Origin of the sequence: Flavobacterium sp. IB48 (genome assembly GCF_016405855.1) — a bacterium.
Lineage (GTDB): Bacteria > Bacteroidota > Bacteroidia > Flavobacteriales > Flavobacteriaceae > Flavobacterium > Flavobacterium ginsengisoli.
Genome location: NZ_JAEFCA010000004.1, coordinates 282,168 through 300,189, shown reverse-complemented (window position 1 = coordinate 300,189; position 18,022 = coordinate 282,168). Strand labels below are relative to the sequence as shown.

Sequence of the window (18,022 nt, the reverse complement as noted above, 5' to 3'; positions counted from 1 at the left end):
TTAATAAATCCCGTTTATCATGTCGGGTAATAGCATGTTTTAAATTTAACTTAATATTTTTCTTATAAACGCGCCGAAAATACATTTTTTTTCTTAAAAACACTAAGATACCTCGAAACAAAATATTAAGTTTTTTCTCAAATATTACAACCTTCTAATTCTAAGGTTTTTCACAAAAAAAAAGCCGAACAAATGTTCGGCTTAATATTATTACAAAGTCCTAAAAGAAAACTTAGAATCTCAGCATCTTAGAATCTTAGCATCTCAGAAATTTAGTAAACTTCCGAAGCTTCTTTCAATTTCTCCATGTTGTTAACCAACTGAAGCTCAGAAACGATTTTCTGAATATCACCATTCATGATGTTTCCTAAATCGTAAAGCGTTAAACCAATACGGTGATCGGTTACACGACCTTGCGCATAGTTGTACGTACGGATTTTTGCCGAACGGTCTCCAGAACTTACCTGAGAACTACGTTTTTTAGCATCTTCTTCCTGCTTTTTAGCTAATTCCATTTCGTACAAACGAGAACGTAATACCATCAAAGCTTTATCTTTATTCTTATGTTGCGATTTCTCATCCTGACATTGCGCCACCAATCCTGTTGGAATGTGCGTTAAACGTACAGCCGATTTCGTAGTATTTACCGATTGTCCTCCAGGTCCAGACGAACAGAAGAAATCTACACGAACATCGTTCATATCTACCTGAACATCAAACTCCTCAGCTTCTGGCAAAACCATAACCGTTGCAGCCGATGTATGCACACGACCCTGAGTTTCTGTCTGCGGAACACGTTGTACACGGTGAACACCCGCTTCAAACTTCAAAGTTCCGTATACATCTTCTCCAGTAACTTCAAAAATAACCTCTTTGAAACCTCCAGAAGTACCCTCGTTCATATCTACAACAGATGATCTCCATCCCATAGATTCGCAATATTTCGTGTACATTCTAAACAAGTCACCAGCAAAAATACTCGCTTCGTCTCCACCCGTTCCGGCGCGGATCTCCACCATAACGTTTTTCGCGTCTTCAGGATCTTTAGGAATAAGCATAAATTTGATTTCCTCCTCCAATTCTGGCAGACGTTCTTTTGCTTCATCCAATTGCATTTTGGCCATTTCCACCATTTCAGCATCGCTTCCGTCAGCAATAATTTCGTTTGCTTCGTCGATGTTTGCTAAAACTATGATGTACTCTTCTCTCTTTTCAACAAGCGCTTTTATCCCTTTATATTCTTGGTTAAGCTGCTTATAACGTTTTTGATCAGAAATAACATCCGGCTGAATAATCAAATCCGAAATCTCATCGAAACGCTGCTTTACATATTGAAGTCTATCTAACATTTTCTTTTTCCTTTATTTGGACCGCAAAATTACAAAATTTTTGTGAAAAATTCTAGAATTGATTTTTTGTGTTTTTCGAGGGAAATTTTGATGGTTTTGCTTTTTGAAAATCAGGTGTTTTTACTTGGTGTTGGATTTAAATTTAATACGACGTTTGTCTGTAATATAAATTCTTTTAGAATACCCTTTCTCTTAGTACTAAACATTTTAAATTTCTTTGCGAAATTTACGGTTTTCCGTAAGTTTTTAGAAACAAAATAAGTTATGTTTGAATAATAATAATAATAATAAATCCTAAATACACCCAATAAATTACATAATTTTCAATTTATTTAAGTCAAAAATACATGAATACAGTAGATAAAGATAATTTTTTTAATGCCGTTGAATCTTTAAAAAAATATAGACGAGCAGACCTTGTTGATGAAAGGGGAAAAAATCTTTTAGAAAAACTTTACACAGATTTACTTCCAAGCGAGCATATTTTAAAGAAAAGTTTAAAAGACAATACTACTTATTTAGTTGGAAGAAAAGGAACTGGAAAGTCTACAATCTTTTTAAGAATCGAACAAGAATTACGAAAAAAAGATTTTTACTTACCATGCTATATTGATGTTAAAACTGTCTACGAATCTGCTCAAACAGAATATATCAATTTAGATTATCTTACAGAATACTTAGATCCTAAATCATTACAAAAATATTTAATAGAACGAAGTTTCCTTCAAAGTGTTTTATCTAGACTGTTAGTTGAAATTAATTTGCGATATGATACTTTTTTTAACAATCTTTTAGATGTTATTTCTACATCTAAATCTACAAAAGTAAAAGAAAAAATTGAAGCACTTAAAAGTAAAATTGAAGATAATGAGGTTTTAAAAGAAATAGAAATTCCAATCATAAAAAATATCGCTTTTAACAAAAAAAACTCAAATTCAACATCAAAAGAGCACCAAACTCAAGCAGGTGTAGAAGTTAAAACTGGTCTATCTGAAAAAGTCATAGAGGGAATTACCGAAATTAATAATAATTTCTCAAAAAAAGAAGGTCTCAACAATAAATCTGAGATAGAAACAAATTTCTCTTCAGTTTACATGCAGATCTTCCAAATAAAAACATTTATCGAAGAAGTTAAAGATGTTTTAAAAGATCTTAATATTAAACATATTGTAATTCTATTAGATGACTTCTCAGAAATAGATGACACAGCTATTGAAACTTTTGTAGATGTTTTGTTAGCTCCATTAAATAACTGGTCCGAAGAATTTATTAAATTTAAAATTGCCGCATATCCTAATAGAATTCATTACGGAAAGATTGATCCAGGAAAAATCGATATTATAAATCTTGACTTCTACAATTTATATTCAGAATTTGAAAGAAATAAAATGGAAGAAGGAGCTATCGATTTTACAAAAAGATTAATAGAAAAGAGAATTCATTTTTTTACAGGTAAGTCCTCTAGTGAATATTTTGACACCAGTAGGAATACAATTGAAGAATTTTATGAGTTAATTTTTCAATCTTCAATGAACGTACCGCGAATTATAGGCTATATCCTCTCATATTGTTATCAAAGTAAAATTATCTATGATAAAAAAATAAATAAAAGCGATATAGAATCCGCTGCACAAAAATATTATGAAGATAAGATCGAACCATTTTTCCACAAGACCACATTTTCATTAATGTCAATAAATGAAAAAATTGATATTCTGCAATTAAGAGAATTACTCCTAAAATGCACTGAAAAACTTACTGAAATTAAACGAAAAATAACAAGCTCTGAATATTCTGGTGAATCATATATCATTGGTCTACCTTATGCAAGTCATTTTCATTTTATTCCTGAGTTAGAAAAATTTCTAAATACGTTAGAACTTAACTATTTTATAAGTAAGTATACAGAAATGAGTGATAAAGATGGAAAACTCGTTTCAATTTACTGCATCAACTATGGTCTAGGTGTTAAAAATAATTTAATGTGGGGAAAGCCTAAAGGTTCAAAGCATCGAAAATATTTTATCGAAAGACCATTTAATTTTAATCCTTTGATAAAAGAATTTTTAGCATCTTCTAAAAGAACGCATTGCATTAATACAGAATGTAATCAAACTTTTACACAAGATCAAATTCCATTATTAGAATTTACAAATTATAAATGTAATAAATGTCATAGTGATGTTATTTCTGAAAGTATCGATGAAAATATTCAAAACGAACTAAAACAGATTGAAGATAAAGATTTATTACCACAAACCGATATAAATATAATCATGGAACTTGCGAGTCAAAACAAACCATTAATAGCAAGAGAAATCGCAGAAGAACTTGATCTATCCTCACAATCAATAGGTCAAAAAAACAAAATGTTAGATTTAAAAAAAGGTTTAATTAAAAGAAATAAAGATGTAAACCCATTTTCTTATGAATTAACTGAGTTAGCAAAAAACATGTACAAATAAATTCGATAAATAAATGGCAATTAGCACAAATTCTGTAATACATTATACAAATAGAATTGATAATTTAAAAGGAATAATTTCACAAAGTGGTTTTAGATTAAAATATTGTTTAGAAGAAGTAGATATATTATCTAATTCGCCTTTTAATGTTGCATTACCAATGATATCATTTTGTGATATTCCTTTATCAGGTATAAAAAATCATATTGATGCTTATGGCTCATACGGCATTGGATTAACAAAAAATTGGGCTAAAGAAAACGGAGTAAATCCAGTATTATATCTAGAAAGAAAATCTAAAATCAGTACTAACTTAAGAAACCAAGGTCAACGCTTAGTGGATAATGATCCGATGGATATGGCGTTATTAAATGAATTTGCAGGTTTTTTAAGTTATTGTAAAAATTATGAAGGTCGTCTAGTTAGGGGAAAAATTAATACTGACTCATATAGATTCTATGATGAACGCGAATGGAGATTCATAGCAGATGAAAATGATATTAATGGACAACTCGCTATTATTAATGGCGAGGATTATTTAAAAGACAAAGATTCTCACAACGCAAAAATAAAGGATTGCTATGTTAAATTTTCGTATGATGACATATCTTATATCATTGTTGACAATGAGAATGAAATTCCAGAAATTTTAAATGATATTCATGATGCATACGAAGATATAGCAACAGCAAAAAAGCTGAAAATTCTAGCGACAAAAATTTTAACAAAAAACCAAATTTGGAATGATTTTTAAACGACATTTTTTATGAACATGAATTATAAATAAATAGAACAACATGAATAATTATAAAATATATAAAAACAAATGAAAGATTTTTTTAAAAATTTATTTCGCAAATCAGGTGACGAAATTGATAATTACGAATACAAAGGAGCTGAAGACATTATAATAACCTGCTCATCATTAAGGGCCTGCAACAGGCATTCAGATGCAATAAGACTATATGAAAAGTTTGAACAAAAAATTGCTACTAGCGACTATGATATGCCTGGTTTAACTACTATCATAAAAATCTGTGAAGAAAATTCAGCAATTGATAAAATGATAAATTATGCTAAAGCTTTAAAAAAAATCGCTCCAGACCATCCTTGGGTAATTGAATTAAGCAAGAGATATACATTATAATTATTGATACCCGTTAGCACAGATTTGCAATCCATGCCCACAACAGTAAGACACAATACAAATAAATTAAAAAGCCAATCTTTGTAGGCACGAATTGCAAATCCGCGCTATCGTACTTGTTTATAAATGAACCTTACACAAATCATCCAACAACTCCATTTCATCTTCTGGCAATAACTGCAAGGCAATTTCAAGCAAAGTCATTACATTGACATTATTGTCTTTTGTAAAACTCGACAAACCGTTTGCATCAGGATTAAGCAAAATAATACTTGCTTTTAGCAAATCTGAAACCATTAGATTTAATTCGTTATAAGAAGATACTTTTAGCGGTATTGTAAACGAGTTGGTTTCTTTTGGCACTGGTTTTAGTTTGCTGAAATACCTTCCTTTATTTATTAATTCTAGCAATTCTTCTGCTCTTTCTTTATTTTGTATCTCCATTTTATATAAGATTTAATTTACAATTTTAAACAAATATATAAAATATCAGTTGAAAACAATCGATTTTTAACAATCATATCAAAACAATCTATTACTTGTAATTTCATTTCTATGAAAAGAGAAAGAAAAAGTGAAATTCCTGAAGTTGTAAAAGAACTGGGAATTAAGATAAAAGATGTGATTGAGGATAATAAATTAAAGACAAGAGAAGTTGCACATGACGCTGAGATGGATGTGGAAAATTTAAGAAAATACCTTAAAGGTTCACAAGAAATGAAAGTAAGCACTTTGTTTAAAATTGCTCAAGCTTTAAAAATTCACCCAAGCGAATTAATTAAGGATTTGTAATATTTTGTTGTTGCTTTATTGCTAAATTATTTTTTCGTATTGAGACGTATATGCCTAATTCTCTCATACATCTTAGCACAGTTGTATGTGATAAAAAATATCCTGATTTTTGTAGTTCTATAACAATACGATGGCAACCATAAGTTTCTTTAGAAGCAGAAAAAATAGAATTAATTTCATTTTTTAAGTTTATACGCCATTTTTGAGTTTCTGTAAGCAAACCTCGTTTCCATGTGCGGTAGGTACCTCTATTTACATCTAATGTTCTGCACATTAATTTTATTGAATATTTTTTTTCATTTTCTGCCATAAAATGAAAAATGAAAGGTTTTCCGAGGAAAATATATTTACTGGCATTTCTAATGATTTCAAACTTTAAATCCACATCTTTAATTTGTTTTTCAAGATCGTAAATTTTCTTCTCTTCAGAAGTTAAAGTTAGATTGCCATATCCAGGAAAACATCCTGTTCCATATTTTTTATACTCTTTTCGCCAAAGAGAAAGAAGATTTTTATCTATTTGCAAATCTCTTGCCGTTTGAGCCGAATTTCGATTTTCATAACTTAAGAAGACTGCCTTTAATTTGAAATCGCGGTCATAATTTGCTCTGGTCTTTTTCATAAATTATAATTATTAAATTCCTCGATTGTCTTGTAATTAAGACTGGAATGTATTCTTTTTTTATTATACCAGTTTTCTATATATTCAAGTATGACGATTTTCAATTCACCTGTTGTTAGTAATCTCTTCTGTTTATAAATTACTTCTCTCTTTAAAGTATTAAAAAAACTTTCCATAACAGCATTATCTAAACTGTCTGCTGTTCTGTTCATACTAGGCTTGCAATTATATTCAGCTAATTTATTAGTAAACAATTTACTCGCATACTGAGATCCTTTATCAGAATGGAATATTAATCCGTCTGAAATAGGACGATTAATTATTGCTTTTTCAAAAGCAGGTAAAGTTGTAACCTTAGTAGAAAGTTCACAACTCAAATGCCATCCTACTATTTTTCTATCATACAAATCCATAACAACAGTGAGATATGAAAACCTTCTCTTTATTTGAATATAAGTAATATCTGAAACCCAAACTTTACAAGGTTCATCTACTTTAAACTGTCTTTTTAATAAGTTGGAAGCAATACATAAATTATGCTTTGAATCAGTTGTAACTTTGAATTTCTTTTTTACTTTACTCCTCAAACCAAGCTCTTTCATCCAAAACGATACCTGTGCTTCAGAAATTTTAAATCCTCGATTATTAAGTTCTCTTGTAATTAATATAACTCCTTTATACTGCTTGAATTCAAAAAATATAGAATCTATTTCTTTTTTAAGCAGATTAACGCGGATTTCTCTTTTTGAAAAAGGTTGTTTTGTCCATAAATAATAGGTTGAATGTGAAGCTCCTAAGACCTCAAACATTGTATATAAAGGATATTTATCTCTATTCTGATGTATGAAATTACAAATTACATGTTTGCCTTGATTCATATATTTAAGACCTTTCTCCAGTATTTCTAACCGCAGTTGAGAATCTGCAAGCTTTTTTTCTAATTCATAGATTTGCTTGTTTTCGTAATATACTCTTTTAATACCTACTCCTAGAAAACTCCCTTTACCAAACTTTAGGTAAGCGCTACGCCATTTAGAAAGCATTTTAGGATTAATGCCTAATTCTTCTGCAGTTTCTGAAACGGTCTTTCTTATATAGCTTAATAGAACTGCATTCTCTTTGAAGATTGGGTCGTAATGTCTAACATTTTCATTCATATTAAGAAGTTTTATTATTAATTTCATTTATATAAAAAAATAACAATCTAATTTACAACAAATTAGAACACAATCTTCATAGAACTACTTGCGGAGATTTCTCCTTGCTAGCGCGAGCGTCTCGCTCGTGAACGCAATCTACGTAGGAAGTCTATTTTCTCATTCTATTCTCTTCTAGTTTTGTCATTTCGAGGAACGAGAAATCTTCGCGAGTAACTCTACAAAGATTGGCAAGTATGCTTTGCGGAATTTCTAATGTGATTTGCTTCGCCAGTTTGCTATCGCTCGAGTCTCGTTCCTCGAAATGACAAAACTTTGTGGTTACAATATGGAAAATCTTTGTAGAGCTACTTGCGAAGATTTCTCCTTACGTCGAAATGACAATATTGTGCAGAGAAACTGGCGAGAGACAAACTAAACGAAAAACCAATCCTCATTAAATCAGTATTTTAGTAAGAAATTTATATATTTGGTTACACCAAAAACCAATTTACTATCTAAAACCACTATTAATGAAAGGACTTATTAAACTCGGCCGTTTATTTTACGGTATCGGCATTATTGCTTTGGGAGTGCATCAGCTTATTATTAAAGATTTTCGATCTGAAATTCTGTCTCCTTTTCCCGCTTGGGCGCATCAATATTCTGTTTTTTCTATCCTTACCGGAATTGTTTTAATATTAGCAGGAATTATTATTTCGGGAATCGTTACCACTAAGTTTATCGACACCAGAAAAGTCTGTCTTTATTTAGGTTTTGCTTTTCTTGCTGCTTTTGTTGTTTCGCATCTTCCGTTTATTTTCGTTTTTAATACCGATAAAACCAACGCCACACAAATCTGGATCAATGCTATTGAGGAACTAACGTATAGCGGCGGAGCGTTTGTATTGGCGGGTTCTTATAGTGCTAATAAAAGCGAAAGCAAATTCGACAAATTTCTAGAAAAACTTATTCCTGTTGGACGAATTTTCTATTCGCTTTTAATGCTTTTGTTTGGGTTAAGTCATTTTCTTTTTGCTGAGTTTGTGTCTACAATGGTTCCGAAATGGCTTCCAGGAACTATGTTTTGGACTTATTTTGTAGGTGTTGCACTTATTTGTTCGGGCATTTCGATAATTTTCAAGCTTTGGATAAAACCTATTTCGCTTCTTTTGGCTCTAATGCTTTTACTTTTTGTACTTTTCTTCCATATTCAAGATGCTGTTGCAAACCCAACTGTTGGTGGCGGAAATGAAATTGTACGCGCTATTATTGCTTTACTTTTCTGTGGCATTGCATTGGTAATTGCATTAACAAACGATTCTAAAAAAGAGCTTTTAACTTCGGAAGCAATTTAAACTCAAATAATAAAAAAACATCCCGCAAAGAGATCTTCTTTTTGGGATGTTTTTTATTTAAAGCAAAAATTAGTTTACACCTCTTGTACTTTAAGAATCTCTAGTTTCAGATTCCCTTTTTTAGCAGGCCATTCGATAATATCGCCTTCTTTGTAGCCTACCATTGCAATTCCTTCGTCTGAAAGAACAGAAATTTTGTTTTTGCTTACTTTTACATTTTCTGGACCAACTAAAAGAATTGTTTTTTCTTCATTTTTATTGTGGTCTTTGTATGTAACTCTTCGGTTTATCGAAACAATATCTTCGGGCAAGTTTTTTCGCAATACTTGAGAAGCGTTTTTTAATTGATTCAATAACAATTCTTCTTCCTCTATTGTTACTTTTTTTCTTCTAATATGGTCTTTAATTAAATCGTATGTTCCTGTTGTTAAAATTATATTTTGTGACATGACTTTCTTGTTTACTTCAATTTAAGTAAAGGCATGATACAACTCTATTACCAAATTCCACATAAAGTGATAATTCAGTATTATCATATCCTGAAAAATTGAAGATTAAATAAATAGATTAAAATCGTAAAAGATTCCCCTGCCTAGAGTTGTGACAGGGTAAAAGAAATAAACTCTTTTGAACTTTTTAAGAAAGTATCGTCATGCAAATACAGCAATGTGCACATTAAGCACATCAAAGAACTGTTTATTAAATAAAAATTTGCAGTGATCATTATAATATCAAATTATTTTAGCAATATACGCCTTTTTTATCTTACAAAAAAATAAAGAGTCTACGGAACTCGATTTTGAACTTCTAGTGCAGTTCTAAAGAATAGACAAAATAATGTGGCATCTTCTTTTTTCCTGTTTTTTTAATATTATAAAAATAGATTCTCAATACATTTACTCTATCTGTTTATCATTCATCAATCACCAAAAACAAACTAAACATGGTCAAAAATCCGTTTCCTTGGATCGAATAGAAACATTTTCTACAGCTTTTTTTCTGAAATAAAAGCTAGAGGAAATATCTTATATTTGCTAGAAATAAAATCACTTATCTTGAAAAAGTAAAGCCATAATTAAAACCAAAACATGTCAATAACAACTACCATTATACTAGGTCTGTGTATTACTTTTATAATTATATACATTACAATTAATATAGATAAATTTAAACCTAAAAAAAGATCTGAACATCAAGATCTTATTGATAGTATTCATGCAAAAATTGCTAAAGCAAATGGAGCTTCGATAGAACAATACTCACTTGAAAATTTGTCCATTGAAAATACAAAAAAACAAGATTTTTATGCCGAAGTCGAATTTGTAAATAAAAATTGTACAAATCTAGAGGACTTTATTATTAATGACGAAATTAACGAATTTGATTTGTTGAAGCTTGCTGATTTAAATGGAATTGACTTACAGATTCGATCAGGATGGTTTCCTTTAGTTATTGAACTTATTAAAAAATTAAATGCTTACGGTTGGAATAAAAAAGTGACTTGCATAAAAGAAAAATATGCAGGCCTTAGATTTCATGCCGAATGTGTTTATGGTGATGCTATTTCAAATATTGTTGAAAAGTACGAAAACAAATCTCAAAATGTTTGCGAAACTTGTGGCGAACCAGGAGAAATTAGATCTAATTCTGGTTGGGATTATGTCGCGTGCAGAAAACACTATTTAGAGAATCGCGGCAAAATAACGATTGTAGAATCTGGTTTTAATTTGAATGACAATTTCTTTCCTTGGAAAGAAATTAAAAATGCAAATTTTGAAGATTTAATGGGAACTGATAAATATAATTTTCTGAATATCGAATTCAACAATGCAACAGTTAGACATGCTGGTTGGGAAGATCGAAAATTATACGTTTCAAAATATGTTATGGGATTTGGCAATTTTTTAAATCATTTACCAAAATCTATTAATAACCTAGATTATAGCTACATAGAAAATTTTAAAAGTTTAGAAAATTGTGAAATATGTGGCTATCAGGCAGTTTATTTTGACGAATGTGAATGTTGTGAAAATGAAACCTGGAACAGCTACATAAAAACTTGGCGAGTAAAGAACGAAGAAATAGAAGAAAAAAAGCTTTCTCACTATCATTACAAGCAATTGAACTGGGCTATGCATAAAAATGATGTTTTTGAAAGCACACAAAATAATTATCCAAAAAATCCTGATCATAAAATACTTTATACGGAAAAAGAATTAGAGGAACGTCTTGAATATTTTGAATCTTAAAATTTGAGCTTAATTTTCAAATATTTAGTACAAAAAAGAACTAAAAACAGTTTACTATGGAAAATTTCGATTGGACTTCTTTTACAAAGAAAATAGCCGTAAGAGCCGAACTGTCTGACATTTACAATGCTTGGACAAAAGCTGAAGAACTTGAAAAATGGTTTCTTGAAAAGGTATCTTTTTTTGATGGTAATCAAGAACCTTTAAGCAAAGGCAAAAATGCAGAAAAAGATAATATGTATGAATGGCTTTGGTATTTGTACGATGATTCTATGAAAGGAAAAATCGTATCCGCCAACGGAAAAGATCAATTGCAATTTACGTTTGAAGGAAATTGTCTTGTAGACATCAATTTAAGCGAAAAAGAAGATTATACGATTGTAGAACTTCGCCATCATAATATTCCAACAGATGATTATTCTAAACAATACATTAGATTAGGCTGTTCAAACGGCTGGCATTTTTATCTCACAAATCTTAAATCGGTTTACGAAGGTGGATTGGATTTGAGAAATAAGGACAGCAATTTGAATCCAATGATTAATAATTAAGCGCTATGAAAGTACTAATTACATTTTTCCTCTTAGTTTTTAATCTAACTTTATTTGCACAATCCAATCAATTTGCTGGCGAATATTCTCGTTCACTTTCTGAGAAAGAGAAACATACAATCGAATATAAATTAACTTTAAATCCCGACGGAACTTTTGTATTTCATTCGTATTCAAAATTACAAGACGGAAATCCAACGGAAGACAATAAATATGGAAAAGGAAAATGGAGTGCAAAAGACAATCTGATTACTTTTTCGGCAAACAAAAAAGAAGATTTAGACTCAAAATATACTCTAGATTTTAATAATTCGACAGCTCGATTTATTACCAAAAATTCGAGAGATAAAAGTGATAAAGTTGTTAAAACAAAACTTCAGTTTTTAAAATCAGAAATTTTCTGGATGAAGATCATAGACGTTTTTAAATTGTAAATGAATGAAAAAAGTACTTATCTTAAGTTTTCTGTTTCTATCAATCGTAGTGTTTTCACAAAACAAAAAAGAAAACCCAATAGATGCCTTAGAATCAAAATGTCTTAATAAAGAAAATATTTCTAATTCAGACATGTGCAATTGTACTATTCAAGCTCGCGAATCTTGGGACAAAGAATTGAATAAATATTATAATTTACTAAAAACGAAACTTCCAAAAGAAGCTTTTGAAACTTTAAAGGAGTCTCAAAAACAATGGCTCGCTTATCGCGATAAAGAATATGCTTTTATTTCAAAATACTTTTACGAAGTACAACAAGGAACCATGTGGTATGCCGTTGCCGAAAACAGAAAGAAAGATATTGTAAAAACGAGAGCGCGAGAAATGGAAGAATATTATAAAATGTTTGAGTATTAAAAATATAGATTTTATAAAAAAAGCTGCAAGAATGATTTCTTACAGCTTTTTGTTTTATACTATCTCGTTTTTAGAATGAACTTACAAAAGTCGCAGAAGCATCTTTTAAATTCTTCCATTTCTCATTTGCGTAATCTACATCATCTACGGCTATTTGAAGAGTAGGACTATTAGATTTAAAAGTTCCATAAGTAAATTTTACATTACTTCCATTTTTCAAATTTAATGTACTTAAGAGATTATTGTCACAAAACAAATAATCACTACCTATAGTTGCAATTAGAGGATTATTAGAAAGATCTAAAGTAGCAATCTTATTATAAGAAATGCTTAAGCCTATTAATTTTGAATTTTTGCTCACATCTAAACTTGTTAGCATATTATTTCCACAAGTTATTCTCACTAACTCACTACATTTACTGATATTGATTGAAGTTAATTTATTATACGAACACGAAATACCAGTTAAAGCAGTATTCGTGGTCAGATCTAAAGATGTTAAAGCATTTTCATGACACATTAAATCTTTTAAAGCTGTATTTTTAGTAAGATCCAAAGTAGTTAACTGGTTGTTATTAACCCATAAAACTTCTAAAGCTGTATTTCTAGAGATATCTAAGCTTCTTAATTTACCATCATTAGCATATAAATTTGTCAATGCTGTGTTTTTATAAAGGTCTATAGAAGTTATACTAACTCCAAATGATAGCTGTGTTAATGCTATATTTTTGGTAACGTCTAAGGTACTGAGAGGATTTCTGTCACAATATAATACCTTCAAAGCTTTATTATTAGAAACATCTATATTAGTTATTAAATTAGAACTAAACTCGCAGCTTTCTAAAGCAGTATTTTTAGAGATATCTAAAACAGCTATCTTATTAAATGAAACATCAAGGAATTTTAATGCTGTGTTTTTCGACACATCTATTGAGGTTAGTTTTATAACCGAAGTACCATATATATTAGAACATGAGAAACGTTCCAAAGCTTTGAAATCCTGAAGTCCTGTTAAATCCGCTACACCAGAATCATTTAAATTTAAATTCTTAACTGATACAATTTTATACGTTGGGACACTTCCGTTAACAGGACCAGCATCATATCCTAATTTTATAAGTATCTCTTCAAATTTAGCATCTGGTATAAATGTCAAAGTCGTATCATCACCAGTCAAAATAATTGGTATATGAATTGTTTTACCAGCTTCAACAACAATCTGAGTAGTTTTACTTGCATGTAACGGAAAAGAAGCAACAAGAACAACATTGCCAGGAGGAATATTTTCAAAGACAAAAGTTCCATCAGTTCCAACAACTGTATTTATATCTTCCCTCTCTGTTTGTTTTAAAATTATTGTAGCGCCAGCAAGAATCGCATTATCATCTTTTACCGTTCCTGTAACTGTACCAATAGCCTTATCTGGTAATGTTGGCGCAGTAGAAGTATCATCATCTTTACTGCATGACGAAAATAAAAAGGTTAAAGCAAAAAATAAGAATAAAATTTTCTTTGCTTTTTTTAACTCCAAAAATTCAATGATAAAATAGGTCTTCATAAAATTCATTTATTATAATTAAATTCCTACAAAATAACACATAAAAACAATCAAAACCAATATATTAACAAGAAAATTAGCTGCTTTAATTATTTTATAAATTAAAAACTTTTGGAGGTGTCAAGTAGGAATTTTTCTAACTGAAAAATCAAACTTTGTTTTCTTATCTTCCCGAATAACTAGCCCTCCAAAAAAAATCGTTATTTTCGCTCTTCAATAAGAAAAGGAAAAAATGAAGGTCTGTATTGCTGAGAAACCAAGTGTAGCACGTGAAATCGCATCTGTTTTGGGCGCTAATACCAAACATGACGGATATTATGAAGGCAATGGCTACGCCGTGACTTACACTTTTGGGCATTTATGCACCTTAAAAGAACCCAACGATTATAAACCCCACTGGAAAAGCTGGGATTTAAACAATCTGCCGATGCTTCCTGAAAAGTTTGAAACCAAAGTCGTTCAAAATTCTGGAATTCAAAAACAGTTTAAGATCATTAAAAGTCTTTTTGAGAAAGCCGACGTGGTTATAAACTGCGGGGATGCTGGACAAGAAGGAGAATTGATTCAGCGTTGGGTAATGAACGAAGCACATTACAAAGGTGAAATTCAGCGATTATGGATTTCATCTCTTACTACAGAAGCGATTAAAGAAGGTTTTGAAAACTTAAAACCCTCTTCGAATTACGATAATTTATTTTATGCTGGATTTTCTAGAGCTATTGGAGATTGGCTTTTAGGAATGAATGCTACACGTTTGTACACCGTAAAACATGGTGGCTACAAACAAGTTTTGTCTATCGGACGCGTACAGACACCAACATTGGCAATGGTTGTAGAGCGTTTTAGAGAAATCGAAAACTTTAAACCTCAGCCGTATTGGGAATTGCAGACTTTGTATAGAGAAACACTTTTTAGTTATGAAGAAGGCCGTTTTCTAAACCAAGAAGATGGACAAATTATAGCAGCAAAAGTCAAGGAAAGTGATTTCGAAATTGTTTCTGTTGAGAAAAAGAACGGAAACGAATATGCTCCAAAACTTTTCGATTTAACAGGTTTGCAGGTATATTGCAATCAAAAATTTGGCTTTTCGGCCGAAGAAACATTGAAAATTGCACAGACTTTATATGAACAAAAAGTAATTACGTATCCCAGAGTTGATACGACTTTTTTACCAGGAGACATTTATCCGAAAGTACCTGGAATTCTCCAGAAATTAACCAATTATGCTGAATTGACTCAGCCTATTTTGGAGAAAAAAATCAAAAAATCGCCAAAGGTTTTCAATGATAAAAAAGTAACCGATCACCATGCGATTATTCCAACTGGAATTCAGAACAATTTACCGCATAATCAACAGCAGGTTTACGATATTATTACGCGACGTTTTATTGCTGTTTTTTATGATGATTGTTTGGTTGCAAATACGACAGTAATTGGAAAAGCTGCCGATGTGACTTTTAAAGCAACTGGAAAAGAAATCTTGAAAAAAGGTTTCCGTGTTGTTTTTGAAGACCCGAATGCGAAGGAAAAAGAACCCGATTTATTGCCGAGTTTTACTGTGGGCGAAAAAGGTCCTCATGAACCTTCGTTTCTTCAAAAAGAAACCAAACCACCTAATCAATTTACTGAAGCGACTTTACTGCGCGCTATGGAAACTGCAGGAAAACAGGTTGATGATGAAGATTTACGTGAATTGATGAAAGAAAACGGAATCGGTCGCCCGTCAACTCGAGCGAATATTATCGAAACGCTTTTCAAACGTCAATATATCGTTAGAAACAAAAAGCAAGTTTTACCAACTTTAACTGGAATTCAGTTGATCGATACTATTCAGAACGAATTGGTAAAATCAGCCGAGCTTACCGGAACTTGGGAAAAGCAATTGAAAGATATTGAAAAAGGAACTTTTACCGCTGCTGCATTCATTAGAAACATGAAACGCATGGTTGAAGCTTTAGTCTACGAAGTGCGAAGCGAGACCAAACATGCTAATATTTCGCATGCTGCAATGATTCAAAAACCTGTTGTAAAAGCCGAAAAAGAGAAGAAAAAATCCTCTGGAATTTCAGCAGAAACTTGTCCGAAATGCCAAAAAGGAAACCTGATTAAAGGAAAATCTGCTTTTGGATGCAGCGAATACAAAGCAGGTTGTGACTTTGTATTGCCTTTTGTTTTTCAAGATAAAAAAATCACCGAAAGCCAATATTTACGATTGGTTCAAAAAGGTTCAACAGTAAACATTAAAGGTTTCAAAACCGAATCTGGAACTGTTGAAGGTTTAATTCGTTTTGAAGAAAACTACAAACTGAAATTAGAACCAAAGAAAACAGATAAAAAAGCAGAACCGAAAGAAAGTTCCGATGCTTTAATGTGTCCTAAATGCAAAAAGGGAACTATTCTAAAAGGCAAAACAGCTTATGGCTGTGCCGAATATAAATCAGGTTGCGATTTTAAAGTTACTTTTGATGAAGTGCGTGCAAAACTAGAAAACCAAAAACCTACTAAGGAATTGGTTTATTCTATCTTGAGCGCTAGCGTTTGATTTTTTTTGCCACGAATTTCCACGAATTTCCACGAATTTCCACGAATTATTTTTTGAAAATTACTGTGTTTATATTATTTGCCACAGATTAAAATGATTAAAATGATTCTTTACTCTGTGTATTTTACCAATAATTGCACAAATTTTTTCCCGCAGATTTAGCAGATTTTACAGATTTTTATAATGTAGAGTATAAAATAAATCTGCTGAATCTGCTAAATCTACGTGAGACAAAATCATTTTAATCCTTTTAATCTGTGGCAGATATAAAAAAAGAAATTCGCCAGAATTCGTGAAATTTGTGGCAAACATTTTTTTCATACATTAGTGCTATCAAAAACCTTATAAATATGTTTCAGAAAATTACTCTTTTAGCTCTTGTAATAGCTTCGGTTTCTTGCCAAAAAAAAGAAACCATTGAAAAAGACAAAATCAAAAAAGCCGACTGGTTAATCGGGAATTGGGAAAATACTTCTCCAGAAGGTGTTTTGTCCGAAAACTGGCAAAAGTTAAACGACAGTACTTTTAGCGCTTCTTCTTACTTTATTAAAGGAAAAGACACGCTTCATTTTGAAACTATTGTTTTGGCGCAAATTGGCGAAACACTGACTTACAAAGCAACAGTAAAAGGTCAAAACGAAGATCAGCCTGTTTTCTTCCCTTCTACTTCTGAATCGGATAAACAATTTGTTTTCGAAAATCCGAAACACGATTATCCTCAAAAAATTACTTATACAAAAGGCACGAACAATACTTTGACGGCAGAGATTTCTGGAAATTTGAATGGAAAACCGAGTTCTGAGAAGTTTGTTATGACGAAGAAATAAAATGAATTTGGGCTAAAACCTACCGATAGTTTTCCTCTTACTAAAATTATAAAACACAATGAATCATGAAATTAAACAGCATTTTATTTCCGACACTTATAACTTTAGTAATTTTCTCTTCTTGCAAAAAAGAAGTCAAAACCGAAACTCCTGTAAAAACCTACCCTAAACTTGCAAAAGCAGAATGGTTTATTGGAGAATGGGGAAATAAATCGGCTGAAGGCGAACTTACCGAACGCTGGAAAAAAGAAAATGATTCGGTTTATTTAGGAGAATCTTATTTTGTGGTGGGACAAAACGACACCGTTTTTTCAGAACATGTTCGTCTTGAAGAAACCAATGGAAAATTGTCTTACATAGTAACAGTTCCTGGTCAGAATAAAGAATTGCCTGTTAGCTTTAAAATGACCTCAACGACAGATAATCAAATAACTTTTGAAAACCCAAAACACGATTATCCGAATAAAATCATTTACAATCTGGTAGAAAAAGACTCCTTAATCGCAGAAATTTCAGGACTGAAAAATGGCAAACCCAATACTGAAAGATTTGTTATGGCAAAGAAATAATTGTT

The 18,022-nt window shown here is 31.1% G+C and carries 18 protein-coding genes; 12 read left to right on the top strand and 6 right to left on the bottom strand.

From position 1 onward, the window contains the following. Positions 1-272: 272 nt before the first annotated feature. Positions 273-1,349 carry a peptide chain release factor 1 gene (gene prfA, locus JC605_RS14790; protein ID WP_119789747.1) on the bottom strand — a complete coding sequence of 359 codons (1,077 nt, stop codon included), beginning with the start codon at positions 1,347-1,349 and terminating at the stop codon, positions 273-275. Positions 1,350-1,696: 347 nt separating this feature from the next. Here prfA and JC605_RS14785 point away from each other — a divergent pair, with 347 nt between their 5' ends. The 3 genes from JC605_RS14785 (at position 1,697) to JC605_RS14775 (ending at position 4,961) form a co-directional block, all read left to right on the top strand. Next, on the top strand, positions 1,697-3,814 hold the full coding sequence (locus JC605_RS14785; RefSeq protein ID WP_198856931.1) for a hypothetical protein: 2,118 nt from the start codon (positions 1,697-1,699) through the stop codon (positions 3,812-3,814). A gap of 13 nt (positions 3,815-3,827) precedes the next feature. After that, positions 3,828-4,568, top strand: coding sequence for an abortive infection system antitoxin AbiGi family protein (locus JC605_RS14780; RefSeq protein ID WP_198856930.1), 741 nt, complete (start codon positions 3,828-3,830; stop codon positions 4,566-4,568). Positions 4,569-4,640: 72 nt separating this feature from the next. Then, the gene (locus JC605_RS14775) at positions 4,641-4,961 is read left to right on the top strand and encodes a hypothetical protein (RefSeq protein WP_198856929.1); all 321 of its coding nucleotides are present in this window, start codon (positions 4,641-4,643) and stop codon (positions 4,959-4,961) included. 120 nt (positions 4,962-5,081) lie between these two features. Here JC605_RS14775 and JC605_RS14770 read toward each other — a convergent pair whose 3' ends face one another. Further along, positions 5,082-5,405 carry a hypothetical protein gene (locus JC605_RS14770; RefSeq protein WP_198856928.1) on the bottom strand — a complete coding sequence of 108 codons (324 nt, stop codon included), beginning with the start codon at positions 5,403-5,405 and terminating at the stop codon, positions 5,082-5,084. Between the two features lie 111 nt (positions 5,406-5,516). On the opposite strand from JC605_RS14770, the gene JC605_RS14765 reads away from it, so the two are divergent. After that, positions 5,517-5,753, top strand: coding sequence for a helix-turn-helix domain-containing protein (locus JC605_RS14765; RefSeq protein WP_198856927.1), 237 nt, complete (start codon positions 5,517-5,519; stop codon positions 5,751-5,753). On the opposite strand, the gene JC605_RS14760 is transcribed toward JC605_RS14765, so the two are convergent. Further along, entirely contained in the window at positions 5,740-6,375 is a 636-nt protein-coding gene (locus tag JC605_RS14760; RefSeq protein ID WP_198856926.1) for a transposase, read from the bottom strand. The two genes, JC605_RS14765 and JC605_RS14760, sit on opposite strands and share 14 nt — an antisense overlap. Continuing rightward, positions 6,372-7,532 carry an IS3 family transposase gene (locus JC605_RS14755; RefSeq protein ID WP_198856925.1) on the bottom strand — a complete coding sequence of 387 codons (1,161 nt, stop codon included), beginning with the start codon at positions 7,530-7,532 and terminating at the stop codon, positions 6,372-6,374. The genes JC605_RS14760 and JC605_RS14755 overlap by 4 nt, the downstream gene beginning before the upstream one ends. Before the next feature lie 512 nt (positions 7,533-8,044). On the opposite strand from JC605_RS14755, the gene JC605_RS14750 reads away from it, so the two are divergent. After that, positions 8,045-8,869, top strand: a complete 825-nt coding sequence (locus tag JC605_RS14750; protein ID WP_198856924.1) for a DoxX family membrane protein — start codon at positions 8,045-8,047, stop codon at positions 8,867-8,869. A 74-nt stretch (positions 8,870-8,943) separates the two neighbouring features. Here JC605_RS14750 and JC605_RS14745 read toward each other — a convergent pair whose 3' ends face one another. Beyond that, entirely contained in the window at positions 8,944-9,318 is a 375-nt protein-coding gene (locus JC605_RS14745; protein WP_198856923.1) for a GreA/GreB family elongation factor, read from the bottom strand. A 639-nt stretch (positions 9,319-9,957) separates the two neighbouring features. Here JC605_RS14745 and JC605_RS14740 point away from each other — a divergent pair. From JC605_RS14740 to JC605_RS14725, 4 genes are read left to right on the top strand one after another with little or no spacing between them, the layout of a single operon-like run. After that, complete coding sequence (locus JC605_RS14740) at positions 9,958-11,118, top strand: hypothetical protein (protein WP_198856922.1); 1,161 nt, start codon at positions 9,958-9,960, stop codon at positions 11,116-11,118. Between the two features lie 56 nt (positions 11,119-11,174). Beyond that, on the top strand, positions 11,175-11,669 hold the full coding sequence (locus tag JC605_RS14735; protein WP_198856921.1) for an SRPBCC domain-containing protein: 495 nt from the start codon (positions 11,175-11,177) through the stop codon (positions 11,667-11,669). A 5-nt stretch (positions 11,670-11,674) separates the two neighbouring features. Then, positions 11,675-12,103, top strand: a complete 429-nt coding sequence (locus tag JC605_RS14730; protein WP_198856920.1) for a copper resistance protein NlpE N-terminal domain-containing protein — start codon at positions 11,675-11,677, stop codon at positions 12,101-12,103. Positions 12,104-12,107: 4 nt separating this feature from the next. Next, entirely contained in the window at positions 12,108-12,521 is a 414-nt protein-coding gene (locus JC605_RS14725; RefSeq protein ID WP_198856919.1) for a lysozyme inhibitor LprI family protein, read from the top strand. A 70-nt stretch (positions 12,522-12,591) separates the two neighbouring features. Here the strand turns inward: JC605_RS14725 and JC605_RS14720 are convergent, their stop codons facing one another. Then, positions 12,592-14,079 (bottom strand): carboxypeptidase regulatory-like domain-containing protein, encoded by a 1,488-nt coding sequence (locus tag JC605_RS14720; RefSeq protein WP_198856918.1) that lies wholly within the window; start codon positions 14,077-14,079, stop codon positions 12,592-12,594. A gap of 232 nt (positions 14,080-14,311) precedes the next feature. Here JC605_RS14720 and JC605_RS14715 point away from each other — a divergent pair, with 232 nt between their 5' ends. From JC605_RS14715 to JC605_RS14705, 3 genes are all read left to right on the top strand, one after another. Then, positions 14,312-16,621, top strand: a complete 2,310-nt coding sequence (locus JC605_RS14715) for a type IA DNA topoisomerase (RefSeq protein ID WP_198856917.1) — start codon at positions 14,312-14,314, stop codon at positions 16,619-16,621. 350 nt (positions 16,622-16,971) lie between these two features. Continuing rightward, entirely contained in the window at positions 16,972-17,448 is a 477-nt protein-coding gene (locus JC605_RS14710) for a DUF6265 family protein (protein ID WP_198856916.1), read from the top strand. Between the two features lie 65 nt (positions 17,449-17,513). Continuing rightward, the gene (locus tag JC605_RS14705) at positions 17,514-18,017 is read left to right on the top strand and encodes a DUF6265 family protein (protein WP_198856915.1); all 504 of its coding nucleotides are present in this window, start codon (positions 17,514-17,516) and stop codon (positions 18,015-18,017) included. Positions 18,018-18,022: the final 5 nt, after the last annotated feature.